We start from the raw sequence: 25422 nt of genomic DNA on the forward strand, positions 1-25422 counted from the left end.
GAACCCCGGGCCGCAGGAGATTCTCATGCCCCCTCTGACACCGCCGCAGGACTGTACCTCGATGCAGGAATTGCGGGTCCAGATCGACAGGCTTGACCGGCAGCTGATCGAAATGCTGGTAACGCGCGCGGGCTATATCGACCGCGCCGCCGAGCTGAAACCGGGCGAGGACCTGCCCGCGCGTATTCCGGCCCGGGTGGAAGAGGTGGTTGGAAACGTCCGCGCCAAGGCGGATGCCACGGGGATGGACCCCGATCTGGCCGAACGGCTTTGGCGCATTCTGATCGATTGGTCGATCGCCCGCGAAGAGCGGGTGCTCGACCCCGATTGACCGGCCCGGCAGCAGCGCCCGGGCCTTATGAGGTTTGAGGGAAAGGACCAAGGATGGTAGCGCAAGTTATCGACGGTAAGGCCTTTGCGGCCACTGTGCGGGGTCAGGTGACGGATCATGTCGCCCGGCTGAAGGAAGAGAACGGCATCACTCCGGGTCTGGCCGTGGTGCTGGTGGGCGAAGATCCGGCATCTCAGGTCTATGTGCGCTCCAAGGGCAAGATGACCGTCGAGGTCGGCATGAACTCGTTCGAGCACAAGCTGGATGCCGACACCTCTGAGTCGGACCTGCTGGCGCTGATCGACAAGCTGAACAACGATCCCGCCGTGCATGGCATCCTGGTGCAGCTGCCGCTGCCCAAGCATCTGAACGAGGATCTGGTGATCAACTCCATCGATCCGGCCAAGGATGTGGACGGGTTCCATATCTCGAATGTGGGCCTGCTGGGCACCGGCCAGAAGTCGATGGTGCCCTGCACGCCGCTGGGCTGTCTGATGATGCTGCGCAACCATCATGGCTCGCTGTCGGGGCTCGACGCCGTGGTAATCGGGCGGTCGAACATCGTGGGCAAGCCGATGGCGCAGCTGCTGCTGGGTGACAGCTGCACTGTGACCATTGCGCATTCGCGCACCAAGGACCTTCCCGATGTGGTGCGTCGCGCCGACATCGTGGTTGCCGCCGTGGGCCGCCCCGAGATGGTGCCGGGTGACTGGATCAAGGAAGGCGCCACCGTGATCGACGTGGGTATCAACCGCATCGACGCACCGGAAAAGGGCGAGGGCAAGACCCGGTTGGTGGGTGACGTGCATTACGAAAGCGCCGCAGCCGTTGCCGGTGCAATCACGCCGGTCCCGGGCGGTGTCGGTCCGATGACGATTGCCTGCTTGCTGGCCAACACGCTGACTGCCTGCTGCCGTGCAAATGGCCTGCCCGAGCCCGAGGGCCTGACCGCCTGACAATCCTCGCCAGGCCGCGCCTCCGGGTGCGGCTTGCGCCATTTGGCTGTCTGGTCAGGTATCAACCTGATAGCAATCGGCGCATCACCTGATGTTCACACGGGTTTTTTGCGGCGGCCCACCATCTGATTAATTGAATCTAAATCACTTTTTCTTCAATTGTGATCTGGATATTGAGCGCGGGCGGCGTGCTGTGGCAAGCTGCCCGTGTGGCAGGTGAGTACAAGTATTGGTGCATGAGAGCAGAGTTTAGAGAGTTCACAGGTTCGCACTATCCAAAACTGATTGGTCCGGGGACCCTGTTCGCCGCGTTACTCGCCCATTTGATCGATCCTTTCGGCGGTATCGAACTGTCCTTCCTCAAGAGGTTTCTGTTTTGGTCATTCGTCATTCTTTTGGCATGTGGGATCGCGCATTGGGCAGGCAATTTCGTTCATAGCCACTGCACACAGGTTCGGCAGGCCCTTCTGGACGTGGTTGTCATCGTTCTGATTGTGGCGCTGTTCACGCCATCTCTGTGGCTGGTGACCTGGATTCTCCATACGCATCACGGGGTGGAGGCGCCGGGCGTTCTGACAGTGTCCCAATTCGGCGCGCTTTTCGCCATGGGGCTTCTGGTGCTCCGACGCGCCTTTCCCGAAGTCGAACTGCAACCGGTGGTGCCCCAGGACGCGCCTGCGCGCCCGAGGCTATGCCGGCGTTTGCCAAATACGTTCGACGGCCAGATTCTGCGCCTGACGGTCCGCGATCACAACGTGGACGTGGTGACAACCGAAGGCACAATTACCATCCGGTCACGGTTTGGCGACGCGATAGACGAGATGGACCCCGTGAAAGGGCACTGCACCCACCGGTCACATTGGGTGACCAAAGACGCGATCGAAAGCGTCGAGCGTGAGGCAGGAAAGGTCCACATTCGCCTGATCAACGGCGATCTGGTGCCCGTCAGCCGCAAGTACAGGCCGGTTCTGGAAGAAGCGGGCGTTATCTGAAGGCCCCAGATTGGCCATCGGAATGGCTCCGGGTCGTCAGCGCGGCATGGGCACGGGTCTTGGTTCTGCGCCGGTCAGAATGGCCAGCGCGCCCGGTGCCATCAACTCTGACAAAGCCGCGTCGCTGCTGCGCAGCCCGCCGGTATAGGTCCCGTAGGCAGGCAGGATGATGCGTTGCTCATCCACCAGAAAGGCAGGCCGCGAGATTGCGCGGCCGCGTGTCTGCACACTCGCCTTCGGGTGATAGTGACCCGAGATTTCCCGCTGCGCGTCGGGCTGCGCGATGTGGCGAAAGGTCAGGCCCGACCGGGTGACGTCCGCCAGATGGGTGCCACCCAGCTCGACCGGGCCCGGATCGTGGTTGCCCTCGATCCAGATCCAGTTCCGCCCCGCCTGAAGCGCTGCGATCTGCAATCTGTCCCGCTCCGGCAGGCTCAGTGCCGCGCCGAGATCATCGAAACTGTCGCCCAGGCAGATCACGGTCTGCGGCTGCGTGCGATCCAGATCTGCCGCCAGCCGGTTCAGCGTATCGCGGGTTTCGTAAGGGGGCAGGGCCGATCCGCCGCGGCGGACCATACGCTCGGATTTTCCCAGATGCAGGTCCGAGACGCAGAGCAGCGCCTGATCCGGCCACCAGAGCGCGCCGGAACCCATCGCGCAGAGGCGCTGGCCGGAAAAGGAAAAGGCATATCCGTTCATGATATGTTCATTCGCCCAGACGCGCGCGCGATGCAAGCCGCGTTTTGCGGATCACACCGGGTTCAGCCCCGCCTCGCGCAGCAAGCGGTCGCTTTCCTCGGCCAGCAATCGCTCTTCGGCGGCGCCTTTCACCGGGACCTTGCCCACCTCCAGAAACAGCGGCGCGGCCAAGGGCGAGACCCGTTCCAGCCGCATAAGATCGATCCGGTCGCCAACTCGGGTGATCATCTCTTCGATCCGGCCAAAATCCACCAGCCCGCGCATCGCCTCAGTCCGGGTGATCTGCATAAGCAGGTGGTCGGGGTCGTATTTCAGCAAGGTGTCATAGAGGATGTCCGAGGAAAACGTCGCCTGCCGCCCGCTTTTGCGCTGTCCACCGGTGTTGCGCTCGATCAGCCCGGCGATGGCGGCGCTGGCGCGAAAGGTGCGCTTCATCACCGCGTTGCCTGCCAGCCAGCTGTCCAGCCCGTGCCGTAGCGCGTCGATTTGAAACAGCGGGCGCGGATCGGTCAAAGCATCGAGCCCCCAGATCAGCGTCGCGTAATCGGTGGCGACAAAGCCCAGCGGGGCAAGCCCCGTTTCCTCCATCCGCTTGGTCAGCAACAGGCCCAGCGTCTGCTGCGCGTTGCGCCCGGCAAAGCCGTAGACACAGACATGTTCGCGCCCGTCGTGGGGAAAGCTCTCGATCAGCAGCCGGCCCCGTTCGGGCAGGCGCGAGACATCGCGCTGCAGCGCCAGCCAGTCGGCGGTGTGGCGGGGCAATTGCGGCCAGTCTTCTTGCGCGAACATGTCCAGAATGCGCGCGCTGAGCTGGGTCGAGGTGGCGAATTTCGTGCCCATGAAGGTGGCGATCTTGGGTTTCTTGTCGGCGCGGCGGGTCACCTCGACCACCATCTCGCGCAGACCCTCGTAACGGACGATCTGCCCGCCGATCAGGAACGTGTCGCCGGGGGTGAGCGAGGCGGCAAAGCCTTCCTCGACCTCGCCCAGCGGCTTACCGCCCCGGTTGCGCCTGAGCCGGACCTTGAGCGTGTCGGTGTCCTGAATGGTGCCCAGATTCATCCGTATCCGCTGCGCCGCGCGCGGGTCGCGTAGCTGCCATTGGCCGTCGGGACGCTGCTGCAGGCGCTGCCACCGATCATAGGCGCGCAGGGCATAGCCGCCGGTGGCGCAGAAATCGAGGCAGGCGTCGAATTCGTCACGTGTCAGGTCGGCGAAAGGCCCGGCCGAGGTCATCTCGGTGTAAAGCGCATCGGCATCGAACGGCCCGGCTGCAGCAGCGATCAGGATGTGCTGGCACAGCACGTCCCGTGGCCCGCGCCCGCGCGGATCGCCGTCCAGATCATGCGCCTTGACCGCCTCAAGCGCGGCGACACATTCTACCACTTCGAACCGGTTGGCGGGCACCAGAAGCGCCTTGGACGGTGCGTTGTAGCGGTGATTGGCGCGCCCGATCCGCTGCACCAGCCGCTTGACGTTCTTGGGCGCACCGATCTGGATCACCAGATCCACATCGCCCCAGTCGATCCCCAGATCGAGGCTGCCGGTGCAAACAATCGCCCGCAGATCGCCGCGCACCATCGCCGCCTCGACCCGCTCGCGCTGGCCCCGGTCGAGCGAGCCGTGATGGATGCCGATGGGCAGCCCCTCGTCATTGGCGAGCCACAGGTTGTGGAAAAAGATCTCGGCCTGCGCGCGGGTGTTGTGGAAGATCAGCGTCGTTTTGTGTTGCCGAACCTGGTCCAGCACCGCCGGGATGGAGTAGGCCGCGCCGCCACCGGACCAGGGCGGCATCTCCTCGGTCTCCAGCATCGCGATATCGGGATCGGGGCCGGGATCGGCCAGCAGGATGTCGCAGGGGTCGGGGTGTCTGGCCAGAAGCCGGGCAATGGCCTGCGGGTCCTCGACCGTGGCCGAGAGGCCGACGCGACGCAGGTCGGGGCAAAAGGTTTGCAGCCGGGCGAGCGCCAGCATCAGCTGGTCGCCCCGCTTGCTTTCGGCAAGCGCGTGGATTTCGTCGACCACCACCCTCCGCAACCCGGCGAACATGCGCGGCGCGTCCTCATATGAGGTCAGCAGGGCCAGGCTCTCCGGCGTGGTCAGCAGGATGTGGGGCGGGTCGGCGCGCTGGCGTTTCTTTTGCGTCGCCGAAGTGTCGCCGGTGCGGTCCTCGATACGGATGGGCAGGCCGATCTCGTCCACCGGGGTGCGCAGGTTGCGCTTGATATCCGCCGCCAGCGCCTTGAGCGGCGAGACGTAGAGCGTATGCAACCCCTCATGCGCACCGTCCGCCAGATCCGCCAGCGTCGGCAGAAACCCGGCCATGGTCTTGCCGCCGCCGGTGGGGGCGATGAGCAGCGTTGCCGGATCGCCCGCCCGGTCGAACATGGCCTGTTGGTGGGGGTGGATGGACCAGCCCTTGGAAGAAAACCAGTTTGTGATTTGCGCTGGAATGGCGGGCATGGCGCGAGCCTAGTGCATGTCGCGCCAAAGTGGGAACCGGTTTTGCGCTGCTCAGACAAGCGACGCCAAAAAAGTCGCGTTGTGTGCAGTGGCCAAGGGGCGGGCCCGTGCCTCCGCAAGGATCGTCTCAAGAAGAGGAAGGATAGGGCTCGAGAGTTCTGAGGAGGGCCTGCACCGTGCGGGGCAGGGCGGTGTCGGCGTCCTCCGGGGCGGCGTCGAGTGCGCTTTCCACATCCTTCACGAGGATGCCGATGGTGTTGTCATCGTCCATCCCGTCACGGGCGAATTCGATCTGATTGAAACCGGAAGCGAACCAGTTCTGGCCCGAGCTGGTGTGGATCAGGTCCAGCAGCTTGCGCTGATCCAGCCCCGCCTGTTCCGCCCAATCCAGAACCAGCCGTGTCATCGCGGTGTGCGAGGCGGCGAGAAGGTTGTTGAGCACCTTGGCCTGCATCCCGGCACCAAAGCCGCCCATGCGGTGAAAATGCGATCCCATCGCGGCAAACAGCGGCTGGGCGGCGTCGAGATCCGAGTCCTCGCCACCCAGCATGAAGGACAGGCGCGCCTCTTCGGCGGCGATCTGGGCGCCGGACATGGGCGCGTCGATCAGGGTGATCTGTTCCGGCAACCGCGCGCGCAGGGCCAGCACGTAGCGCGGCGACAGGGTCGAGCAGAGAATGATGCGGCGCAATGAGGCGGTGCGGACAAAGCCCTGTGCGCCGAACAACACATCCTCGGTCTGCGGGACATCGCGCACAACGGTCAGAAGGGTTTCCAGACCCGCGGCAAAGGCCGCCGCATCGTCCGTCATATGCTCGGAAAGTGCGCCGAATTCGCGCGGCGGGCGGATGTCGAACCCCCTGGCGTCAAACCCGGCGCGGCACAGGGCGCCCAGCATCGGTGCGCCCATCCGGCCACAGCCCGCAACACCGATCATTTGACGATCTTTTCGTCCTTCACGAACATGTTCGCCCAGGCCCGGTCGATCAGGTCCGGGGTCATCTGATAGGGGATGCCCTCAAACTCACAGATCGCGATCATCTGCTCGATCAGGAAGATCGGCTGATAGTTGGCATATATGTTGTTGATCGTTGGGTATTTTACCTTGAGCAGGTGCACCAGCGCGCTTTCGTCCAGCGGTATGCCCTTTTTGCGGGCCACAAGTGCGAAGATCTTCAGGAAGTTCTCCTGATTGGGGCCGTCGATCTTGATCTTGAAGAAGATCCGGCGCAGCGCGGCCTGGTCGAAGATCTCATTCGGGTGGAAGTTGGTCGAGAAGATCACGAGCGTGTCGAACGGCACCTCGAATTTCTCGCCCGATTGCAGGCCCAGGATGTCCTTGCTTTCTTCCAGCGGCACGATCCAGCGGTTGATCAGCGCCTGCGGCGGCTCTGCCTGACGGCCAAGGTCGTCGACGATGAAGATGCCGCCGGTGGATTTCAACTGCAGCGGCGCCTGATAGGTCCTTGCGGTGGGGTTGTAGACCAGATCGAGCATCGAGAGCGACAATTCACCACCGGTGATCACCGTGGGCCGCTCGCACATCACGTAACGGGTGTCGAACCGCTTGCGCCGGCGCAGTTGGGTCGGATCGTCCGGTTCCAGTTCGATGGCGTTGTGCACAATCGGGTCATAGACGGTGATGACCTGACCGGCATATTCGATCGCCCGCGGCACATAGACCTTGTCGCCAAGCGCGTCGCGGATGCCGTTCGAGATCGAGGATTTACCGTTGCCCGGGGGGCCATACATTAGGATCGAACGCCCGGCACTGACGGCGGGGCCGAGATGGTCGAGCAGTTCATCCGGCAGCACCAGATGCCCCATCGCGTTGACCAGCTGGTCGCGGGTGACCTGAATGTTGCGGATCGACTGGCGCTTGACCTGTTCGCGATAGACATCCAGTGGAACAGGCATGGCGCCGAAATATTCCGACTGGCTGAGCGCATCCAGCGCCCGCGCCTTGCCCGCATCGGTCAACTGATACCCCATTTCGTTGCCGCTGTTGGCGTTCAACGTGCCCGTCGCCTCGATCAGTTTCTGGTCCCGGGCAATATCGACCAGTTCCTGCGTAACGGACGAGGGCAGGCAGACCGCCTCGGCAATCTCGGTGACCGTGTCCACCGTCTTGCGAAAAATGGTCTTAAGCAGGATGTCCCGCATCATCACCAGAGGAAGCTGCATTTCCGCCAGCCCTTTCGGGGCGGGAGGGGCCATTACGGTGCTGGTCTGCATGTTCATGAGCGGTGCTCGTCGGTTCGTGTTGCGCGTCACTGATCTGCGGTTTCACCCGCATGGGCAGAACATGGCCCAGCAATGTGGCAGCAGAAAGGCAGAGACTGGGCAGGAGGTAGTCGGGCTATGAGCCGAAAAATGCGCCAAGAATCAAATATATAGCCAGGCATCCACCCAGCGTGAGGCCCATGGGAAAGGCCTTGCCCGCATCCCAGCTTTTCCAATCGGGCGCGATGCGCCGAAGCGGGGTAAACTTGGCGATCCGGTGCGCTGCAAATGCCGCCAGCAGGGTGGCCATCAGAACGGCCAGAAGCAGACGGAAATCGGCGGTCCAGATGAACGGTGCGGCCGCTGCCGAGAACTTGGCGTCACCGGCGCCGACCGCGCCTGCCGCGTTCAGGATGATGCCGATCAGCAGGACAACAAACAGGTGCATCAGTTGCCGGACATAGACCGGCAAAGCGACAGGGAACGGGCCGATCATCCCTGAGGGCCAGTCACCGCTCCACGGAGGGAACACGACAAGACCGACAACAACATAAACAACGGCCAGCGCGACGACCGCCTGGTTCTTGATCTTCATTTCACGCAGGTCGGTGAACGCCACGTAAAAGCAAATGGGCAGCACGAATGGCAGGAACCACAGTGCCGCCGCCGCAGGTATTGCCATGGGTTACGCGTTCTCCAGCGCCTGAAGCGAGCGGGATGCTTCTTCGAAATGCTGCGGATGGGTCGCGATCGCCTCGCGCAGCAGCGTCTTGCCGGTGGAGACGTCCCCCTGCTTGATCGCCGACAACGCCATCGTGTGCAGCAATTGCGCCCGCTCGGCCTGACTCATCGGGATCACCGGGAGAGCGTAGTTGTTCTGCGCGCTGCGGGCGAGCACCAGATTGTTCTTGGCGGTGAACAGGGATTTGTCCTGCCGGATCGCCTCGGTAAAGAGCCGCTCGGCCTCGGAATAGTTGCCGCGGGTCAGCTTGGAGTAACCCCAGTTGTTCATCACGCTTGCCGGACGCGTGGTCAGGCCCACGGCCGTTTCATAAAACGAGTCGGCGCGTTTCCACTGTTTGTTGGAATCGGCCACCATCGCTTCCAGCCGATAACGTTTGAACGTCTCATGCGTCGGGGGAATACTGTCCAGCACCTCTTCGGCGCGATCCCATTCATTGTTGCGGATCAGGGCACTGGCCAGATCAACCCGATCCTCGGTGGTGGCGTCCTTCATTTTGGTCAGCTTCGACCAGGCTGCCACGGCCTCGGTATTGCGTTTGGCGCGGGTCATCGAGATGGCAAGGCCACGCTGCAGATCGGCCCGTTCGGGGTGTTGGGCTGCGGTGCGCTGGAAATAGGCCACCCCTTCGTTCGGGTCGGCCACGGTCAGCATCACGTCGTTGAGGTTGGTTTCGTCGATGACGTTCACATCCTGGAACGCGCGTTCGACGGTTTCGTCCCCGTTCTGTCCACAAGCCGACAAGATCAGCCCGCCTGCAAGCATAGCCGGAATCAGGATAGGATGGCGCATTTTGTGCGTCCTTTACTGCTCTGCCTCGATCATGGTGTCTTGCGGATGACGTATTCGCCTTGTCCGCGTTGCACCAACTTATAGTCTTCTTCTTGAACAGTATTATTAGCAGGATTTTCCATTTTTGCGAGCGCAAACCGTAAATTGTCGCGAATTGCGTCACTTTCGCCATTGTCCAGCGCATAGGCCCTGCGGAACACCTGCGCCGCCTCGGAGATTTCGTTTTGCTCGACCAGCAGAACGCCCAGATTGTTCCAGGCTTCGGGCCACTCCGGGTCCGCTTCGACAGCGCGGCGCAGCATCTCCTCGGCCTGTCCCAGACGCCCGAGACCGAGGTTGGCGGTGCCGATCCCGGTCATGATTTCCGCGGTCATCCCCTGATCCAGCGCGGCGCGGGTAAATGCGTCGAGCGCGACTTCATATTCACCAGCGGCCACAAGGCGATGACCCACCTCGGCCGGGTCCACGCCCTTGCCGCGAAGATCGACGCCGGGCGCATCCGGGTTGTCGGGCAATTGTCCAGTTGTGCAAGAGGCCACCGCTGCAACAACAGCGATGGCCTGGGCGATCTTTTTCAATCGTGCGGGTCTGCTCTTACCCGGCTTGGACATATGTCAGTTACTCATGTTGCCCAGATCCATGATGCCTTTTGCCGAAGGTCCAACGAGAATGATCAACAGCGGCGGCACCGTCAGCATCATTGTGGCAAGTGTCATTTTGGTTGGCAACTTGTTCGCGGCTTCTTCGGCCCGCATCACCCGTTTATCGCGCATCTCGCCAGCGTAAACCCGCAGAGCTTCGGCGATCGACGTACCAAAGGTGGCCGACTGGATCATCACGGTCACAAAGGACGACACGTCCTGCACGCCGCAACGGGTTCCCATGTCGCGCAGCACCTTGTCCTTTTCCTTGCCCGCCTTCAGTTCATAAGCCACCACTTCGAACTCCTCGGCGATGTCGGGATACGAGGCGTGCAATTCGGCGGCCACACGCACGATGGCCTGATCCAGCGATTGGCCTGCCTCAACACAAACCAGCATCATGTCCAGCGCGTCGGGAAATCCGGCGGTGATGTTTTCCTTTCGGGTCGCAACCCGACGGGTCACCCAATATTTGGGTAGCAGATAACCGGCACACCCAGGCCCCAGAACGCGAACCGCGATTTGCGTCGAGTCCAACTCCTGCCCGCCGGACAAGATCGTCACAAAGGCGGCGCCGATCAACAGCCCAGCGATCCCCAGTGCGAACTGGGCGAAGTGAAAGAACCGAACGGCGTCCTTGGATTGATAACCGGCCTGGCGCAGCTTGAGCTGCATCGCCGACAGTTCATCGGCGTCCTGAGGCTCAAGGAAAGTCGCAAAGCGATGCAACTTTTCGTTGCGTCCGGCCTGACGCAGTTGCTCTTTCTTATCTTTCGTCTGCTTCGTAGGGGTCGTGCTGCGCTTGAGTTTTTTCAGCGGATCTTCCGGCTGATTCAGCAGCATCGGAATGGTGAGCAAAATCATGAACAGCCCGAGCACGCCGACCACGATCAGGGGGCCGAACTCGCCAAGGTGAGTGGTCAGGTAGTCATTGATCTGGTTCAGAAACTCCACCTTGATCTCCTCAGACTTTGATGTTGGTCAGGACGCGCATCACGATCAGGTTCAGGGTCAGCATGATGCCGACAAAGAAACAGGCCGGGATGAAATAAGGGTGGTCAAGCACGGCGTCATAATAGTTCGGGTCGTTAACCAGGATGAAAAGCAGACAGGCAAGCGGGAAACCGGACAGGAACTTGCCCGACCACTGTGCCTCGGCGGTAATCGCCTTGACCCGGCGGAACAGACGGAAGCGGGCGCGGATCACCTTTGCCAGACCGGCCAGAACCTCAGCCAGGTTACCACCCGATTGTTGCTGGATCGTGACGGCAACCGCAAGAAAGCGCAGGTCCTGCATGTCCAGACGCTCGGCCATTTCCTTGAGGGCTTCACCGACGTCACGACCATAGGCGCTTTCATCGGAGATGATGCCGAACTCGGTTGCGATCGGGTCCTCGACCTCCTTGGCGACAATCTGGATCGCCGAGACGAACGGGTGTCCAACGCGCAACGAGCGCACCATCAGTTCAACAGCGTCCGGCAGTTGCTCTTCGATCATGCCCATACGCTTTTTGGCCTTGTTGTTGATCCACATGTACACCGCGCCAATGCCGATTGCGCATGAAATCGCGATCCGGATCGGCGTGTCGGCGCTGGTACCGATGCTCAGCCCCACAAAGGCCAGAACGGACAGCAGCCCCATGATCATGATCAACTGGGCCGGGGAGAACGCGATTGCGGCCTTCTGCGCCTTTTCCGCGAGCAACGAATAGAGCGGAATGGACTTGGACTTCATGTGCTGCTGCATTTCCTTGCGCAGCTGTTCCAGGACCTGCTCGCGTCCGGCGCCCTTGTCGAGCATGTCCAGACGCCGGTTGACGCGGCTGTTCAGGCTGATCGATTTCCCAAACGCCACCAGATAGATGCCGCCGACCAAAGCGTAGACGCCGATAAATATAAGGCCGTAGATAAGCGGTTCGGTGCTGATTTGCATAACACGTGCCTTACATGGTTGTAGGTTCGTAGATCGTCGGCGGCAGATCGAAGCCCCACAGGCGGAAGCGCTCGGAATAGTGGCTGCGCACGCCGGTGGCGGTGAAATGACCGATGATCTTGTTGTCTGGTGTCAGGCCAACGCGTTGAAAACGAAAGATTTCCTGCATCGAGATCACATCGCCTTCCATGCCGGTGATCTCGGTCACCGAGGTCATGCGGCGTGAGCCGTCCTGCAAGCGGCTGGCCTGAACGATCAGGTTCACAGCGGATGAGATCTGGCTGCGCACGGCCTTGATGGGCATTTCGATGCCTGCCATCGCAATCATGTTCTCAAGACGCGAAATCCCGTCGCGGGCCGAGTTGGCGTGGATCGTGGTCATCGACCCGTCGTGGCCCGTGTTCATGGCCTGCAGCATGTCGATCACCTCAGCGCCACGCGTCTCACCCACGATGATGCGGTCGGGGCGCATCCGCAGGGCGTTTTTCAGACAGTCGCGCGGGCTGACCTCACCCTTGCCTTCCACGTTGGGCGGGCGGCTTTCCATCCGGCCCACATGGGTCTGCTGCAGCTGAAGTTCCGCCGTATCCTCAATGGTCAGGATGCGCTCGGCGTTGTCGATGAAGCTCGACAGCGCGTTGAGCGTGGTGGTTTTACCCGAACCGGTACCGCCCGAAACGATAATGTTCAGCCGCGTGGCCACGGCGGCCTGAAGAAAAGCGGCCATCTCTTCGGTGAAGGCGCCGAAATTGACCAGATCGTCAATGCCCAGCTTGTCCTTCTTGAATTTCCGGATCGAGACGAGCGAGCCATCAACCGCAATCGGCGGCACCATCGCGTTGAAACGCGAGCCGTCCGCGAGGCGGGCGTCCACGTAAGGGTTGGATTCATCGACACGACGGCCCACGGCGGACACGATCTTGTCGATGATCCGCATCAGGTGGCGTTCGTCCTTGAACGTGATGTCGCTGAGTTCCAGCTTGCCGAACCGTTCCACAAAAATCTGCTGCGGGCCGTTGACGAGAATATCGTTGACCGAGTCGTCCCGGAGCAAAGTCTCTAGCGGGCCAAGCCCCGTCACCTCATCGTACAGCTCTTTGTTGAGCTGGGTCCGATCCTCTCGGTTTAGAATGACGCCGCGCTGCTCGAGGATCTCGCTCGCGATCGAGCTGATCTCAGTGCGCAACTCGGCCTCGGCGGCATGCTCGAGGGCCGCAAGGTTGAGATTTTCCAGCAATTCGCGATGTAACTCGACCTTGATCTCGCCCAAACGCTCTTTGCGCTTGCGATCGCGGTCCGCCATCTTCGGCTCGGCCGGGCGCTGTTGCACCGGTTTACGCATCGAAACAGTTGGTTTTGGAGCAGATGCGGCTGCAGCAGCTTCGGCGGCGGCCGCCGCCTTCGCTTTTTCGGCGACTGGCTCAGCGGCCGATTGTTTTTTGTAGCGTGAAAACACGTGCTCCCCCTCGGGCTAGAGTTATGCGGCTTCGGCGTCGCTGCTGCCCAATGCGTGCAGCGACTGGGCGAGCTTTGCAATTTCCCGGCGCAGCGGATTCTTGGGTGCCGAAGACGCCAGGGGAGTTCCGTGATCGGCACCCTGAAGAACCTGCTTGCCTCCGTCCGGCAGTTGCAGATCGATAGAGATACCAAGGCTTTCGCCCATGCGTTTCACCCGGGCCTTGCCGCTCAGGTCGGTAAACTTCGGCGCCCGGTTCATCGCAAACCGCAGCTTGTTGAACGGCAGATCCTCGGCCTGCAGCGCGCGCTTCAGACGAAGCGCGTTCTGGGCCGACCGCATGTCCAGTTCGACCAGGGCAAAATAGACATGCGCGGCCTGAAGCACGGTTTCCGACCAGTGCACCAGAGTCTTGGGCATGTCCACGACAACATAGTCGAAATGTGCGCGGGCCATATCGATCACGCGCTGCACATCTTCCGGAGTAATAATGTCCAGCGGCACCATGTCGGCCGGTGCCGTGAGGACCTGAAGCTTGTCTTCGAAGCTCAGCAAACCCTGACCAAACACCTCTTCGTCCATGGCATCGGTTTCCGACAGCATTTCAAGCACGGCCTCGCGGCGCGGCAGGTCAAGATAGGTCGACACCGATCCGTATTGCAGATCCAGATCCAGCAAACAGACGCTGGGCGCGTCCTTTTCCGAAACGGTGGCCAGTTCCCAGGCCAGGTTCACGGCCAGTGTGGTCGACCCGACACCGCCTGCCAGTCCCTGAACAACGAATAGGGCGCCCTCTTTCGATTCGCCCGACGCCAGTTGTGCCGTATTGTGCTGAACCTGCGGCGCGGGCTCAGGCTTGTTGAGCCGGTCGATCGCTTCCTGCAACTCGTTTTCCGGAAGCGGGTAGGGGACAAATTCGTCCGCCCCTTTGCGCAGCAACTGGTGCAGGGATGCCGGGGTAACATCCTCGGCAATCAGGACGACCTTGATGTTTCGGGATTTTGCCTGCGTGATGATTTCGCTCATCAGAACCAGGTTGTCTTCGTCCTCGCCATCAATGGCAAGCGCAATGAATTCAAGCGTTTCCGCCTCGGGTTGGCCGAAAAAGGCCAGCGCCTCGGCAAAGCCGAGATCACCCCATCGCTCCCCCAAGGCAGCTTCCATGTCCTCGATCAGCAGATCGAAATTCTGAACATCCCGGCTGACCGTACAGGCCAGAATGGGGCTCGTTTCAGGGGGCGGCGTAACGCTGCTCATAACCATAATCCTCTTTGCGAAGGCGCGGCGGATTGATTGAACAGCGTTTTCCGTGTTCCAGCCCACCGTTGCCCAGATGCGGTCAATTCTGGCCGCAGGTCACCTAGTGGAGACAACGTCGCTGGGAAGTTGGGCGAGATTTGGGCCGAAAAGAACCAATTGTAGGGAATTGGGCGACGATGCCGCCCAATTCAGTTTATTGTTGTTCTGTTGCGGTCGCACGGCGCTCAGTGCGAATGTCGGTACGGGTTCGCGCACTTTGGACATATTCGCGGTAAATAACCTCGGCATATTTGCCGTCGAGAACAGTGCGATGACGATCAACAAATCCGGACACTTCCGTCACGGTGCGACGGTTGCGGCGTTCGCGATCGGATGTCGCGATCAGTGGCCGAGTTTCCCCAAAAGAAACAACGGCTTCGAGGCGGGAGCGCGAAATGCCCTGACTTGCAAAGAATGCAACGACCGCCTGTGCACGGCGCAATCCGAGGCTTTTGTTGTAACCGGTGGAACCCACGGCGTCGGTGTGTCCATAGACTCGGAAGCGAACTTCGGGGAACTGCCTGATCCAATCAGCCTGCTGGATCAGGATTTGTTGAGCGGTCGCATCCAGTTGTGCGCTGTCAAAGGCAAAGTTGATCTGATTCGGAACCTCGTTGGCGAAACGCTCTCCGAGGATCTGGGCATAGCTCAGTTGCCCGTTATGAATCTGGGCGTTGTTCAGCGTCGCGTTGCCGAACGTGCCGGCGTCGATCTGATAACCCGCCTCACGTGAACAGGCGGTGATGGCGACCGTCAAACCCAACGTGACAATCAGTTTTCGCATTGGTGCCTTCCTCCCAATCATTCCAGCACGTAGCCGTAAGAGCCGCTGAAATCCTGTTTCGCGATGTCCGAGGCTGCTCCGCTACGCGGCCGCTCAGTGCGGGTTGTGCGTCCGAACAGGAACAAATCGGCTTCACTCGGCGGTTTGACCCGATCCGTGGGCAGGGCAAGCGCCTCTCCCCGTGTCGGAGACACAAGATGTGCCGTAACGATGATCACGAGCTCGGATTGACTGCGCTGATAGTTGGCACTGCGGAACAACGTGCCGAGAACTGGCACGTCACCGAGCCATGGGATCTGAGAGTTGCTATCAAGGAAGTCATCCCGGATCAGACCGGCGATGGCAAAGCTCTCTCCGTCCCGCATCTCAACGGTTGTTTGGCTTTCGCGGCGCGTAAATGCCGGAAGCTCCAGACCACCGATCACAATACTGTTTGACGGGTCGATTTCCGAAACGGCCGCTATCAGTTCAAGATTGATCACATCGCCATCGACGACGCGTGGGCGGAACTTCATTTCGACACCGAACGGCTTGAACTCGACCGTGATCGTATTGTCTTCCTGTGCAATCGGGATCGGGAATTCACCACCGGCGAGGAAGCTGGCCTCTTGACCGGAGAGGGCCGATAGATTCGGTTCAGCCAATGTTCTGACGGCGCCCTTTTGTTCCAGTGCTTCCAGCAGGAGTCTGACTTGCGTGGAACCGACGCCAAATCCAAACAGAATTGCACCGTTGTTCTCATTAACACCCGGAATCGTCCCGTCCAGACCGGGAGGTCCTCCGAATGATGATAGCCCCAAAGCGTTATTCAAAGCGCCTGAACTGCTCAAAGTGCCGGTTCCAGCCGTCACTCCAGCGCCAAGGCCGCCAAGGCCCAGAGATGAACTCAGGGATTTCCGCACGGACCGCTCCATTTCGGCAAAGCGGACCTTCAGCATGACCTGCTGGACACCGCCAACGCCCATCAGATTCGAAACCCGCTCGGGCGCATAGCGCTCAGCCAGTTCCAACGCGCGCGCCAAACGAGCTGAGCTGGAAACAATTCCCGACAGTACGATCCCGTCGTTGGCGGTGCGAACCTCGATTTGCTCACCGGGCAGAATCTGGCGCAGACGTTCCTTGAACTCGGTGACATCCGGTGCGACCCGAACCTTGACGTTCGCGATCAGGTTGCCGGTCGCGTCAAAAAGGGTCAGCGTCGTAAGGCCAGGTGACTTGCCCAACACGTAGATCGTGCGATCCGACAGAGACGAAATGTCCGCAATACCCGCATTCGCGATGCTGAGTTCGGCGAAAGGCTCATCGCTTTCCACCACAACGGCGCGGTTCATGGGCACTTCCAGCATTTCTGCCACGCCCTTCTTAACCACGCGAAGATTTTGGGCCCAGGCGGACTCGCCGACCGGGCTCAATACAATTGCCAACCCCAGCAGGGTCGGCTTTAGCCAGGAACTGATTTTCATGTGACCTGCCTCTCCGATCACGCCTCGTTTTAGGGTCTTGCGCCCATTCTTGCCGATACTCTGCGCGAGTTCAGGATTTATTGCAAGAATCAATGGTTTCCGGACAGTTCCTTATGTGGAGAATGCGCAACAATCACAAAAAACGGGGCCGCGTCGTCACGCGGCCCCTCAAGCTTAAGTCGCTGTTTTCAATCAGTTTGTGCAGGGGATTGGAATTTCTGCAACCTCGGCCCCCCGGCGGGTTCGAATCGTGCAGACTTTTTCCTCGGTCTGTTCCGGTGCAGCTTCGATTTCGCCCAAGCCCAGGAGTTTCCGTTGGTTTACTTCGACCGCCGAGGCGATCGTGTCATCCTCTGCGCCAACCAGTGCCAGAGACAGTCGCCCGGTGTTCTGGGCCTGCGCCAAAGAAGCGATTTGCTCAGGTGTCGCGGCCACGGTCACCGTTCTGGCGATTGTGGTACCCGTCACATCGCCACCGGCAATCTGATCCACGGCAATCAACTGAATGTTGGTCTGAATCAGGCGCGTGATTTCTTTGCTGGCGGTGCCTTCCACGGCATCTCCGATACCGCCGCCGGTCCAGTAGACGTCAATCAAATCGCCTGGCCGCAGGAAACCGGACACGCCCGAAGCCACGTCAACCCGAATCGCAAAAGCGCGCATTCCGCGCTGCAACCTGGAAGTCAGACCCGCTTCCTCTCCGGGCTTGGTCACCTTGATTGCCATGATGGCTTCGTCTTTTTCCATGGCGCGCAGGACAAAGCGGTTGTCGGATTGGTCTTCGGGGAACAGTACGGCGGCATCGGTGAATGCGCCTTCGGGGATCGCGTTTTCTGGCCATTTGACGATGCGCACATCGGCTTTGGTCAGGCGGACGCCGTACCGCAAGGCTTTGTTTGCAACAAAGACGTCCGTTGTCGGAACTATCTGAGCACGCGCCTGGCGTTCGCGAGCCAACTCGGCCTGGTAGGCGTTGATGTAATTCCGCGCCATCATTACCGCGCCGCCTGCAAGAGCAACGCCGACGAGCAGGACAAGGCCAAAAACAACTCGCATTGTTACACCTTTTTTCAGCTTATTTCGGGATGCGGCGCATGTAGCGAATACGCCGTCGGTTCAGTATGCAGATTAATGGCGAATTGTGTCGAAAAGAGGGACAAGAGTCGCGATATTGTTGCCGATTCTGAGAAAATCGAGGCAAATGGCCCGAGCAGAGTTTCGTGTGCGTGAGCCTGTGCAGCGTCAGTCGAACGAAATCTTCGGCACCGAGACGCTCGAAAGCGCGCTTCCGGTTTTGGCGTCGATACCGTCGACGGGTCCACTCAGATAAGTGTAAACGATTCCGGCAAGACCCACGATCCCCGCCGTAAGAACAACCCAGTCTACGGTGATGGCGCCGCTTTCGTCCGTCCAGAAATTATTCGCATGTTCTTCTTTAGCCATGTCACTCAACCGTTACTGTATAAAAAGCCACGCCTTTGATTAAAAGGCGTGGCCCCGTGGTTAACTTGTTTGGCAACTAATGTGGTATTAGTTGAAGTCAGGCGTCAGAACGCTCACACCGGTCAGCGCGCTTTCAACGCTGTTTGCCAGGTCGCTGGCGCCCGAACGTACTTGGCCGTAAGCAACTGCTGCCAGGGCAACAACGGCTGCGGTCAGCACGACCCAGTCAACAGTTACTGCGCCGTCTTCGTCTTTGCGGAAGTTCTTGAAGAACTTGATCATGGTAATGTCCCTCCTACAGGATCTAAAAACTCATCTTCCTTACCTCGGCGTCGTCCGGAACCATCTCTCTCTCGTTTGGTACCTGTCCGTCGCGGTATGGATACATGTTTGACGTTCACCCGTGGCAGGAATTGGGCCAAAACGCGAATTTTTCGCTTTGAGCTTAACTTTTTTCTTAGAATTTACACATCTCACTGATTTCTAAAGAAAAAAAATCTGATATCCGTTGGGTCACCGATCGCAACCGATGCAGATTGGTATCAAATGAGGCGAAACTGCCCCAATTCGACAGGTTTTTCTGGCCTTATGGACGGATTTCATTAACAAATTTCTCCAAAACAGAACGTGAGGCGGGCAGATGAACCTCCGGATAGCAGTAATATGCGCTGGCGCGCTGGCGCTGGCCTGCTCTGGCGTAATGGCGACCGAGGCAACCGATCCCTCGGCCAAACCTGTGTTCAAGCGGATCAAGGCGCCCAAGCCCGGGACGCGCCCGAAAATCACCGTGCAGATCAGCGCCGAGGAACATGCCGCGGCCCCTTATGCCAGAAGCACCGGCAAGGAGCTCGACATACCCGAGGTTGCGACGCTTCCACAGCCGGCCCCCAAACCCGCTCCGGCGAAACCGGGCAAGTACACCCGGTTTTGGGAGGCGGTTTCACCCGAGCTGACATCCGCCGGAACGCGGCAGTTCGATCAGGCCTTGCAAGCCGTTTCGAGCGCGGAGGTTGCCGCGCCCAGATTGCAGGCGCTTCAGGACATCGCGCGCGCGCAGGGCGTGTCAATTCTGCGCTCGACCATCGGCACCAAGGTGTCGCCCGCGCTGGTGCTGGCCGTCATATCGGTGGAATCGGCCGGGCGCACGGATGCGGTCAGCACGGCCGGAGCTCAGGGACTCATGCAGCTCATGCCAGCGACGGCCGAGCGCTTCGGGGTCGAGGACAGCCTGTCCGCGGATCAGAACATTGCCGGAGGGGTGAAATATCTCGACTGGCTGATGAAAGAGTTCAACAACGACCCGATTCTCGTCCTCGCCGGATACAACGCCGGAGAGGGGGCAGTGCGCAAACACAGCGGCGTGCCGCCTTATTCCGAGACACGAGACTATGTCCCCAAGGTTCTCGCGGCCTTCAAAGTCGCGCGGGCGCTCTGTGCCACGCCGCCGGAGTTGGTTTCGGACGGCTGCGTCTTCACTTCCATTCAATAAGAAAGGCCCGCTTGTTAAGGCGGGCCTTTGCGCTTGTCTCTGACGAAAATCAGTTGACCAGTGTCGCCTGAGTGGCTGCCCGCATCTCGTCTTCGGTGACGCCATCGGCCAGTTCCACGATCTTCAGGCCGCCTTCGACCACATCCAGAACGCCCAGATTGGTGATGATGCGATCCACTACGCCCTTGCCGGTCAGCGGCAGGGTGCATTCCTTCAGCACCTTCGAGTCGCCATGCTTGTTGGTGTGGTCCATCACCACCACCACACGGCCCACACCGGCAACCAGATCCATAGCGCCGCCCATGCCCTTGACCAGCTTGCCGGGGATCATCCAGTTTGCCAGATCGCCGTTTTCGGCCACTTCCATCGCACCCAGAATCGCCGCCGCGATCTTGCCGCCGCGAATCATCGCGAACGAGGTGGCGCTGTCGAAATACGCCGTGCGGGCCAGCTCGGTGATCGTCTGCTTGCCGGCGTTGATCAGATCGGGGTCTTCTTCACCCTCATATGGGAAAGGGCCCATGCCCAGCATACCGTTCTCGGATTGCAGGGTGATGTCCTTGTCGCCCACATAGTTCGCCACCAGCGTCGGAATACCGATGCCGAGGTTCACATACATGCCGTCTTCCAGCTCTTCCGCCGCGCGTGCGGCCATCTGATTGCGGTCCCAGGGCATTATGCTTCCTCCTTCTTACGGGTGGTGCGCTGTTCGATGCGCTTTTCGTGATCGCCCTGAATGATGCGATTCACATAGATGCCCGGCAGGTGGATGTTATCGGGGTCGAGCGAGCCGCGCGGAACGATCTCTTCAACCTCTGCCACGCAGACCTTGCCACAGGTGGCGGCAGGTACGTTGAAGTTGCGCGCGGTCTTGCGGAAGATCAGGTTGCCGGTGTCATCGGCCTTCCACGCCTTGACGATGGCGAGGTCGGCAAAGATGCCGTTTTCAAGGATATAGGTCTCGCCGCCAAAATCCTTATGCTCCTTGCCCTCTGCAATCACGGTGCCCACGCCAGTCTTGGTGTAAAAGCCCGGAATGCCTGCACCACCGGCGCGCATCCGCTCGGCCAGCGTGCCCTGCGGGTTGAACTCCAGCTCCAACTCGCCGCTCAGATACTGGCGCATGAACTCGGCGTTCTCGCCCACGTACGAGCTGATCATCTTTTTCACCTGCCGCGTTTGCAGCAGGATGCCGATGCCGAAATCATCCACGCCCGCGTTGTTGGACGCAAAGGTCAGGTCCTTGGTGCCTGCATCCTTGATCGCGTCGAGCAGCAGTTCGGGAATGCCGCACAGGCCGAAGCCGCCGGCGGCGATGAACATGCCATCGAACAGCAGCCCGTCGAGTGCCTCGGCGGCATTGGCATAGACTTTCTTCATGGAAAACTCCCCCAATGACTTGGTGATTGCGCCGGTTGTGCCGCCACGTCACGGGGAAGTCAATGAAACCAAGGGGGAATGGTATTTCTACTTAAAGCGTTTCGGGAAGCACCTGAAACATCATTGATGGCCAATGTCCCGAGAGCGCGAAGCACGGCAGGGTATTGTCGATTCCAGTTTTCCCGAAACGCAATACAATGAAAAAGCCCGGCGGGGTGCCAGGCCCTTTGTGCTCAGTCCGTTGCGGCCTTCTTGGTGACCTTCTTCTTGGCAGGGGCCTTTTTCCTGGTTCCCTTCTTGGCCGCCTTTTCAGCAATCAGTTGAACGGCCATCTCCATGGTCACATCCGCAGGTTCAATGCCCTTGGGCAGGGTCGCATTGACCTTTTCCCACTTCACATACGGCCCATAACGTCCGTCCATCACGTTGACCGGACCGCCGCTTTCGGGATGTTCGCCCAGTTCTCTGAGCGGTTTGGCTGCCGCCCGTCCGCGCCCGCCGGGATTGGCCCGTTTCTCGGCAAGCAGCTCCACGGCGCGGTTCATGCCGATCTCGAACACATCCGCCGGATCCTTGAGATTGGCATAGATGCCTTTTTCTTCATCCGGGGCTTTGTGGTGCAGATACGGCCCGAAGCGCCCGAAATTGGCGGTGATCAACCCGCCATCGGGATGCTGGCCGATCTCACGCGGCAGGCTGAGCAGAACCAGCGCCTTTTCAAGATCCATATCCTCGGCAGACCAGCCGCGCGGCAGGCTGGCGCGCGGAGGTTTCTTGTTGTCCTCAGTGATCTCACCGCGCTGCACATAAGGTCCGAACCGGCCCTTCTTCAGGCTGATCTCGTCGCCATTATCCTCACCCAGCACCCGGTCGCCGCTGTCATCGGTATCACCATTGAGAGGCCGGGTATAACGGCATTCAGGGTAATTGCCGCAGCCGACAAACCCGCCGGTGCGCGAGGTTTTCAGATGCAGCTGTCCGGTGCCGCATTTGGGACAGATGCGCGGATCGGACCCGTCTTCGCGTGGCGGATAAAGCTGCGGCGCCAGCGCCTTGTCCAGTTTGTCCAGCACTTCCGAGATGCGCAGCTCGGACGTCTCGCCAATCGCCGCCGAGAAATCGCGCCAAAACCGGCCCAGCAGATCCTTGTAGTCGCGATCCCCGGCGCTGACATCGTCCAGCTGTTCTTCCAGATTGGCGGTGAACTCATAACCGACATACTGCCGGAAGAAGTTCAGCAGAAAGATGGTGACGATCCGGCCCTTCTCCTCGGGGATGAGCCGGTTCTTGTCCTTGCGCACATATTCGCGGTCCTGGATCGTGGTCACGATCGAGGCATAGGTCGACGGGCGGCCGATACCCAGCTCTTCCATTCGCTTGACCAGCGTCGCCTCGGTATAGCGCGGCGGTGGCTGGGTGTGGTGCTGCAGGGCCAGAACCGCTTCGTTTTCGGACAGGATCGCCTCTTTGCCGATCTTGGCGCCTTCGGTCACCTGCACCTCGCCGGTGGCCTTGGCGAACTGATCGGCCAGCGAGGCCTTGGCAAAGACCGCCGGTTCGCCTTGCATGACCTGGGGCAGGCGCCTTTCATCCTCATCGGCCACATCGTCGCGGCCTTCCTCGTAGACGCGCATGAACCCGTCGAATAGCACCACCTGACCGGTGGCGCGCAGGCCCACCTGACCGTCATCGCTGCCGATCTCGACCGTGGTGCGCTCCAGCCGCGCCGCCGCCATCTGGCACGAGATGGTGCGTTTCCAGATCAGATCGTACAGCTTGCGCTGATCGTCATCGGTGAGTTTCAGCGTCTTGGCGTCGCGCGTCATATCCGTCGGGCGGATACATTCGTGGGCTTCCTGTGCGTTCTTGGCCTTGTTCTTGTACATGCGCGGGCTGTCGGGGACATACTCCGCGCCGTAACGATCCTTGATCGCGTCGCGCGCGGCCATCACCGCCTCGGGCGCCATGTCGATGCCGTCGGTCCGCATATAGGTAATATAGCCCGCCTCATAGAGCCGCTGCGCCGCGCTCATGGTCTGGCGCGCACCCATGCCGAACTTGCGGCTGGCCTCCTGCTGCAGGGTCGAGGTCATGAACGGGGCCGAGGGGTTGCGGTTGGCGGGCTTGGCCTCGACCGACTGGATGGACAGCGCGCGGCTGGTGATCGCCTGCACCGCCAGTTCGGCTTGCGTGGCGTTCCGGATGTCCATCTTGTCGAGCTTGTTGCCCGCCAGCTTGACCAGCCGCGCCTCATAGCTCTGGCCGCGCGGGGTTTCGAGCAGCGCCTTGATCGACCAGTATTCCACCGGCTTGAACGCCTCGATCTCCATCTCGCGCTCGACGATCAGGCGTAGGCACACCGATTGCACCCGGCCCGCCGATTTGGCGCCCGGCAGTTTGCGCCACAGCACGGGGCTGAGGTTGAAGCCCACCAGATAGTCCAGTGCGCGGCGCGCCAGATAGGCCTCGACCAGCGGCATGTCCACCTCGCGTGGATTGCGCATCGCCTCGGCCACCGCATCCTTGGTGATCGCGTTGAAGGTGACGCGGCTGACGGCGGTGTCCTTCTTGATCGAGCGGCGCTTGGTCAGCGCCTCCTGCAGGTGCCAGCTGATCGCCTCGCCCTCGCGGTCGGGGTCGGTGGCGAGGATCAGGGCGTTGTCGTCCTTGAGCGCGTCGGCGATGGCCTTGACGTGTTTGCGGCTGTCGGTGCCGACCTCCCAGGTCATGGCAAATTGATCGTCGGGATCGACCGATCCGTCCTTGGCCGGAAGGTCGCGCACATGGCCATAAGAGGCCAGAACCGTGTAGTCGGGGCCGAGATATTTGTTGATCGTTTTCGCCTTGGCAGGGGATTCTACAACAACTACAGGCATTTAAGAGAAAACCTCATTCGACGGACATGGCGCTTTCTATGGCGGTGCAAGATGTGGAGCGCAAGGGTGGATTGTCAATCCGTTCCGTTCGGGGGCGAAAACGCTGCGTGAAAACGGGGGCCAGGCCAGGCCGGGGACGGGGCAGGCAGGTATCGAAATCCGGCCTTGAGGCATGTGGGATCGGTTGCCCCGTCTGGTTTGGAACCGACGGCCATCCGGACGTGCCGCGCTCACTCCACGCGGGACAGCAATCCGCCCGCCTGCCTCTGGATCTTCCCGTCCAGTTCCAGATCGACCAGCGCAGGGCCGACATCTCCGGCGTTCGAGGACAGATCCCGGATCAGCTGATCCTCGGCAAGCGGCGAGGGGCCAAGCCGGTCGAGAATGCGCATGTGCAGACGGGCCGTCTGTTTCAGGCTGCGCTTCTGCGGCGGGGGCGGGGGCAGATCCTTCATGATCTCCTGCACCGGTTTCGGCGGGGCGGCTTCGGCCTGCATCGGCAGCGCCTCGATCACATCTTCTGCGTTGCGCACCAGACGCGCGCCGTCGCGGATCAGCAGGTTGCAGCCCGCCGCCCTCACGTCAAAGGGATGGCCGGGTACGGCAAGCACCTCGCGGCCCTGATCCAGCGCATCGCGGGCGGTGATCAGGCTGCCGGACTTGGCCGCCGCCTCGACCACGACCACCGCCTGCGCCAGCCCCGAGATGATCCGGTTGCGGCGCGGGAAATGCCGTGCTTGCGGCGTCATGCGGGGCGGTTGTTCGGACAGGCGCAGGCCCTGCGCTGCGATATCCGCCGCCAGATGGGTGTTTTCCGCCGGATAGACCACGTCAACCCCACCTGCCATCACTGCTATGGTGCCGGTGCTCAGCCCGGCCAGATGGGCCGCCGTGTCCACGCCCCGCGCAAGGCCCGACACGATGACATAGCCCTGTTTCCCCAGATCATGGGCCAATGCCCGCGCCATCCGGGTGCCCAACGACGAACAGTTGCGGGCGCCCACCAGGGCAATCGCTGGGCGCCGCAACAGCGCCGGTTCGCCGATGGCCCACAGAACGGGCGGCGTGTCCTGCAGATCCAGCAGGTGTTTCGGATAATCCGGATCGCCCAGGCACAAAAGCCGCGCACGCACGGCTTTTGCGGCCTTTAGCTCAGCTTCCACAACGCCGGGCGGGCAGATTTCATAGCCCTCGATCCCGGCGGCCCGCGCCATTTCCGGCAGCGCGGCAAGCGCGTTCTGCGCCGTGCCGTGTTCGCGCATCAGCCGCCGGAATGTCGCCGGACCGACCTTGCGCGAGCGCAAAAGACGAAGCCACGAAAACCGATCCTCTTCCGTGGTGGGTGGGAGTGGGGGGTGATAGGAAGAAAGCTGTTCCTCGGCCATCCGTTGCTCCGCCTGTTTGCAAAACCGGTTTACGCGGGTCGGAGTTAACAGCGCGTGAATCGCCGAAAATTAGAC

Annotated in this window: 24 protein-coding genes; 4 read left to right on the plus strand and 20 right to left on the minus strand. The window is 60.8% G+C overall.

The annotated features are described in order from the left end of the window. The first annotated feature begins 25 nt into the window (after positions 1 to 25). The 3 genes from AB3N21_RS01750 (at position 26) to AB3N21_RS01760 (ending at position 2279) form a co-directional block, all read left to right on the plus strand. On the plus strand, positions 26 to 331 hold the full coding sequence (locus AB3N21_RS01750) for a chorismate mutase (protein ID WP_367933594.1): 306 nt from the start codon (positions 26 to 28) through the stop codon (positions 329 to 331). A gap of 53 nt (positions 332 to 384) precedes the next feature. Continuing rightward, on the plus strand, positions 385 to 1287 hold the full coding sequence (gene folD, locus AB3N21_RS01755; RefSeq protein WP_367933595.1) for a bifunctional methylenetetrahydrofolate dehydrogenase/methenyltetrahydrofolate cyclohydrolase FolD: 903 nt from the start codon (positions 385 to 387) through the stop codon (positions 1285 to 1287). 173 nt (positions 1288 to 1460) lie between these two features. Beyond that, positions 1461 to 2279, plus strand: a complete 819-nt coding sequence (locus AB3N21_RS01760; RefSeq protein ID WP_367933596.1) for a LytTR family DNA-binding domain-containing protein — start codon at positions 1461 to 1463, stop codon at positions 2277 to 2279. 36 nt (positions 2280 to 2315) lie between these two features. Here the strand turns inward: AB3N21_RS01760 and pdeM are convergent, their stop codons facing one another. From pdeM to AB3N21_RS01840, 16 genes are all read right to left on the minus strand, one after another. Further along, complete coding sequence (pdeM, locus tag AB3N21_RS01765) at positions 2316 to 2978, minus strand: ligase-associated DNA damage response endonuclease PdeM (protein ID WP_367933597.1); 663 nt, start codon at positions 2976 to 2978, stop codon at positions 2316 to 2318. A 51-nt stretch (positions 2979 to 3029) separates the two neighbouring features. After that, the gene (locus AB3N21_RS01770) at positions 3030 to 5441 is read right to left on the minus strand and encodes a ligase-associated DNA damage response DEXH box helicase (RefSeq protein WP_367933598.1); all 2412 of its coding nucleotides are present in this window, start codon (positions 5439 to 5441) and stop codon (positions 3030 to 3032) included. Positions 5442 to 5568: 127 nt separating this feature from the next. After that, a complete protein-coding gene (locus AB3N21_RS01775) occupies positions 5569 to 6378 on the minus strand; it encodes an NAD(P)-dependent oxidoreductase (protein WP_367933599.1) in 810 nt (269 codons plus the stop codon). Beyond that, entirely contained in the window at positions 6375 to 7682 is a 1308-nt protein-coding gene (locus tag AB3N21_RS01780) for an ATPase (RefSeq protein ID WP_367933600.1), read from the minus strand. Before AB3N21_RS01780 ends, AB3N21_RS01775 begins: the two co-directional genes overlap by 4 nt. Before the next feature lie 118 nt (positions 7683 to 7800). Next, positions 7801 to 8346 (minus strand): prepilin peptidase, encoded by a 546-nt coding sequence (locus AB3N21_RS01785; RefSeq protein WP_367933601.1) that lies wholly within the window; start codon positions 8344 to 8346, stop codon positions 7801 to 7803. Between the two features lie 3 nt (positions 8347 to 8349). Further along, positions 8350 to 9198, minus strand: coding sequence for a tetratricopeptide repeat protein (locus AB3N21_RS01790; RefSeq protein WP_367933602.1), 849 nt, complete (start codon positions 9196 to 9198; stop codon positions 8350 to 8352). Positions 9199 to 9227: 29 nt separating this feature from the next. Next, positions 9228 to 9809: a tetratricopeptide repeat protein gene (locus AB3N21_RS01795; RefSeq protein WP_367933603.1), complete on the minus strand. Its 582-nt coding sequence runs from the start codon at positions 9807 to 9809 to the stop codon at positions 9228 to 9230. 3 nt (positions 9810 to 9812) lie between these two features. Then, on the minus strand, positions 9813 to 10793 hold the full coding sequence (locus tag AB3N21_RS01800; RefSeq protein WP_367933604.1) for a type II secretion system F family protein: 981 nt from the start codon (positions 10791 to 10793) through the stop codon (positions 9813 to 9815). A 10-nt stretch (positions 10794 to 10803) separates the two neighbouring features. Beyond that, the gene (locus tag AB3N21_RS01805; protein WP_367933605.1) at positions 10804 to 11772 is read right to left on the minus strand and encodes a type II secretion system F family protein; all 969 of its coding nucleotides are present in this window, start codon (positions 11770 to 11772) and stop codon (positions 10804 to 10806) included. Positions 11773 to 11782: 10 nt separating this feature from the next. Beyond that, on the minus strand, positions 11783 to 13228 hold the full coding sequence (locus AB3N21_RS01810; RefSeq protein ID WP_367933606.1) for a CpaF family protein: 1446 nt from the start codon (positions 13226 to 13228) through the stop codon (positions 11783 to 11785). A gap of 21 nt (positions 13229 to 13249) precedes the next feature. Next, positions 13250 to 14485: a CpaE family protein gene (locus tag AB3N21_RS01815; RefSeq protein WP_367933607.1), complete on the minus strand. Its 1236-nt coding sequence runs from the start codon at positions 14483 to 14485 to the stop codon at positions 13250 to 13252. A gap of 196 nt (positions 14486 to 14681) precedes the next feature. Beyond that, positions 14682 to 15311, minus strand: coding sequence for an OmpA family protein (locus AB3N21_RS01820; protein ID WP_367933608.1), 630 nt, complete (start codon positions 15309 to 15311; stop codon positions 14682 to 14684). Positions 15312 to 15328: 17 nt separating this feature from the next. After that, positions 15329 to 16774: a type II and III secretion system protein family protein gene (locus AB3N21_RS01825; RefSeq protein WP_367933609.1), complete on the minus strand. Its 1446-nt coding sequence runs from the start codon at positions 16772 to 16774 to the stop codon at positions 15329 to 15331. A gap of 192 nt (positions 16775 to 16966) precedes the next feature. Further along, positions 16967 to 17830, minus strand: coding sequence for a Flp pilus assembly protein CpaB (gene cpaB, locus AB3N21_RS01830; RefSeq protein ID WP_367933610.1), 864 nt, complete (start codon positions 17828 to 17830; stop codon positions 16967 to 16969). A gap of 186 nt (positions 17831 to 18016) precedes the next feature. Beyond that, positions 18017 to 18217 carry a hypothetical protein gene (locus tag AB3N21_RS01835; RefSeq protein WP_367933611.1) on the minus strand — a complete coding sequence of 67 codons (201 nt, stop codon included), beginning with the start codon at positions 18215 to 18217 and terminating at the stop codon, positions 18017 to 18019. Positions 18218 to 18304: 87 nt separating this feature from the next. Further along, on the minus strand, positions 18305 to 18499 hold the full coding sequence (locus tag AB3N21_RS01840) for a hypothetical protein (RefSeq protein WP_367933612.1): 195 nt from the start codon (positions 18497 to 18499) through the stop codon (positions 18305 to 18307). 358 nt (positions 18500 to 18857) lie between these two features. On the opposite strand from AB3N21_RS01840, the gene AB3N21_RS01845 reads away from it, so the two are divergent. Beyond that, entirely contained in the window at positions 18858 to 19706 is an 849-nt protein-coding gene (locus tag AB3N21_RS01845) for a lytic transglycosylase domain-containing protein (protein ID WP_367933613.1), read from the plus strand. A 49-nt stretch (positions 19707 to 19755) separates the two neighbouring features. On the opposite strand, the gene AB3N21_RS01850 is transcribed toward AB3N21_RS01845, so the two are convergent. The 4 genes from AB3N21_RS01850 to dprA form a co-directional block, all read right to left on the minus strand. Further along, positions 19756 to 20382 carry a 3-oxoacid CoA-transferase subunit B gene (locus tag AB3N21_RS01850; protein WP_367933614.1) on the minus strand — a complete coding sequence of 209 codons (627 nt, stop codon included), beginning with the start codon at positions 20380 to 20382 and terminating at the stop codon, positions 19756 to 19758. Next, a complete protein-coding gene (locus AB3N21_RS01855; RefSeq protein ID WP_367933615.1) occupies positions 20382 to 21086 on the minus strand; it encodes a CoA transferase subunit A in 705 nt (234 codons plus the stop codon). Before AB3N21_RS01855 ends, AB3N21_RS01850 begins: the two co-directional genes overlap by 1 nt. Positions 21087 to 21319: 233 nt before the next feature. Further along, a complete protein-coding gene (gene topA / locus AB3N21_RS01860) occupies positions 21320 to 23962 on the minus strand; it encodes a type I DNA topoisomerase (protein ID WP_367933616.1) in 2643 nt (880 codons plus the stop codon). Between the two features lie 230 nt (positions 23963 to 24192). Next, the gene (dprA, locus tag AB3N21_RS01865) at positions 24193 to 25347 is read right to left on the minus strand and encodes a DNA-processing protein DprA (RefSeq protein ID WP_367933617.1); all 1155 of its coding nucleotides are present in this window, start codon (positions 25345 to 25347) and stop codon (positions 24193 to 24195) included. Positions 25348 to 25422: the final 75 nt, after the last annotated feature.

The sequence above is a fragment of the Ruegeria sp. genome (assembly GCF_040830605.1).
Lineage (GTDB): Bacteria > Pseudomonadota > Alphaproteobacteria > Rhodobacterales > Rhodobacteraceae > Ruegeria.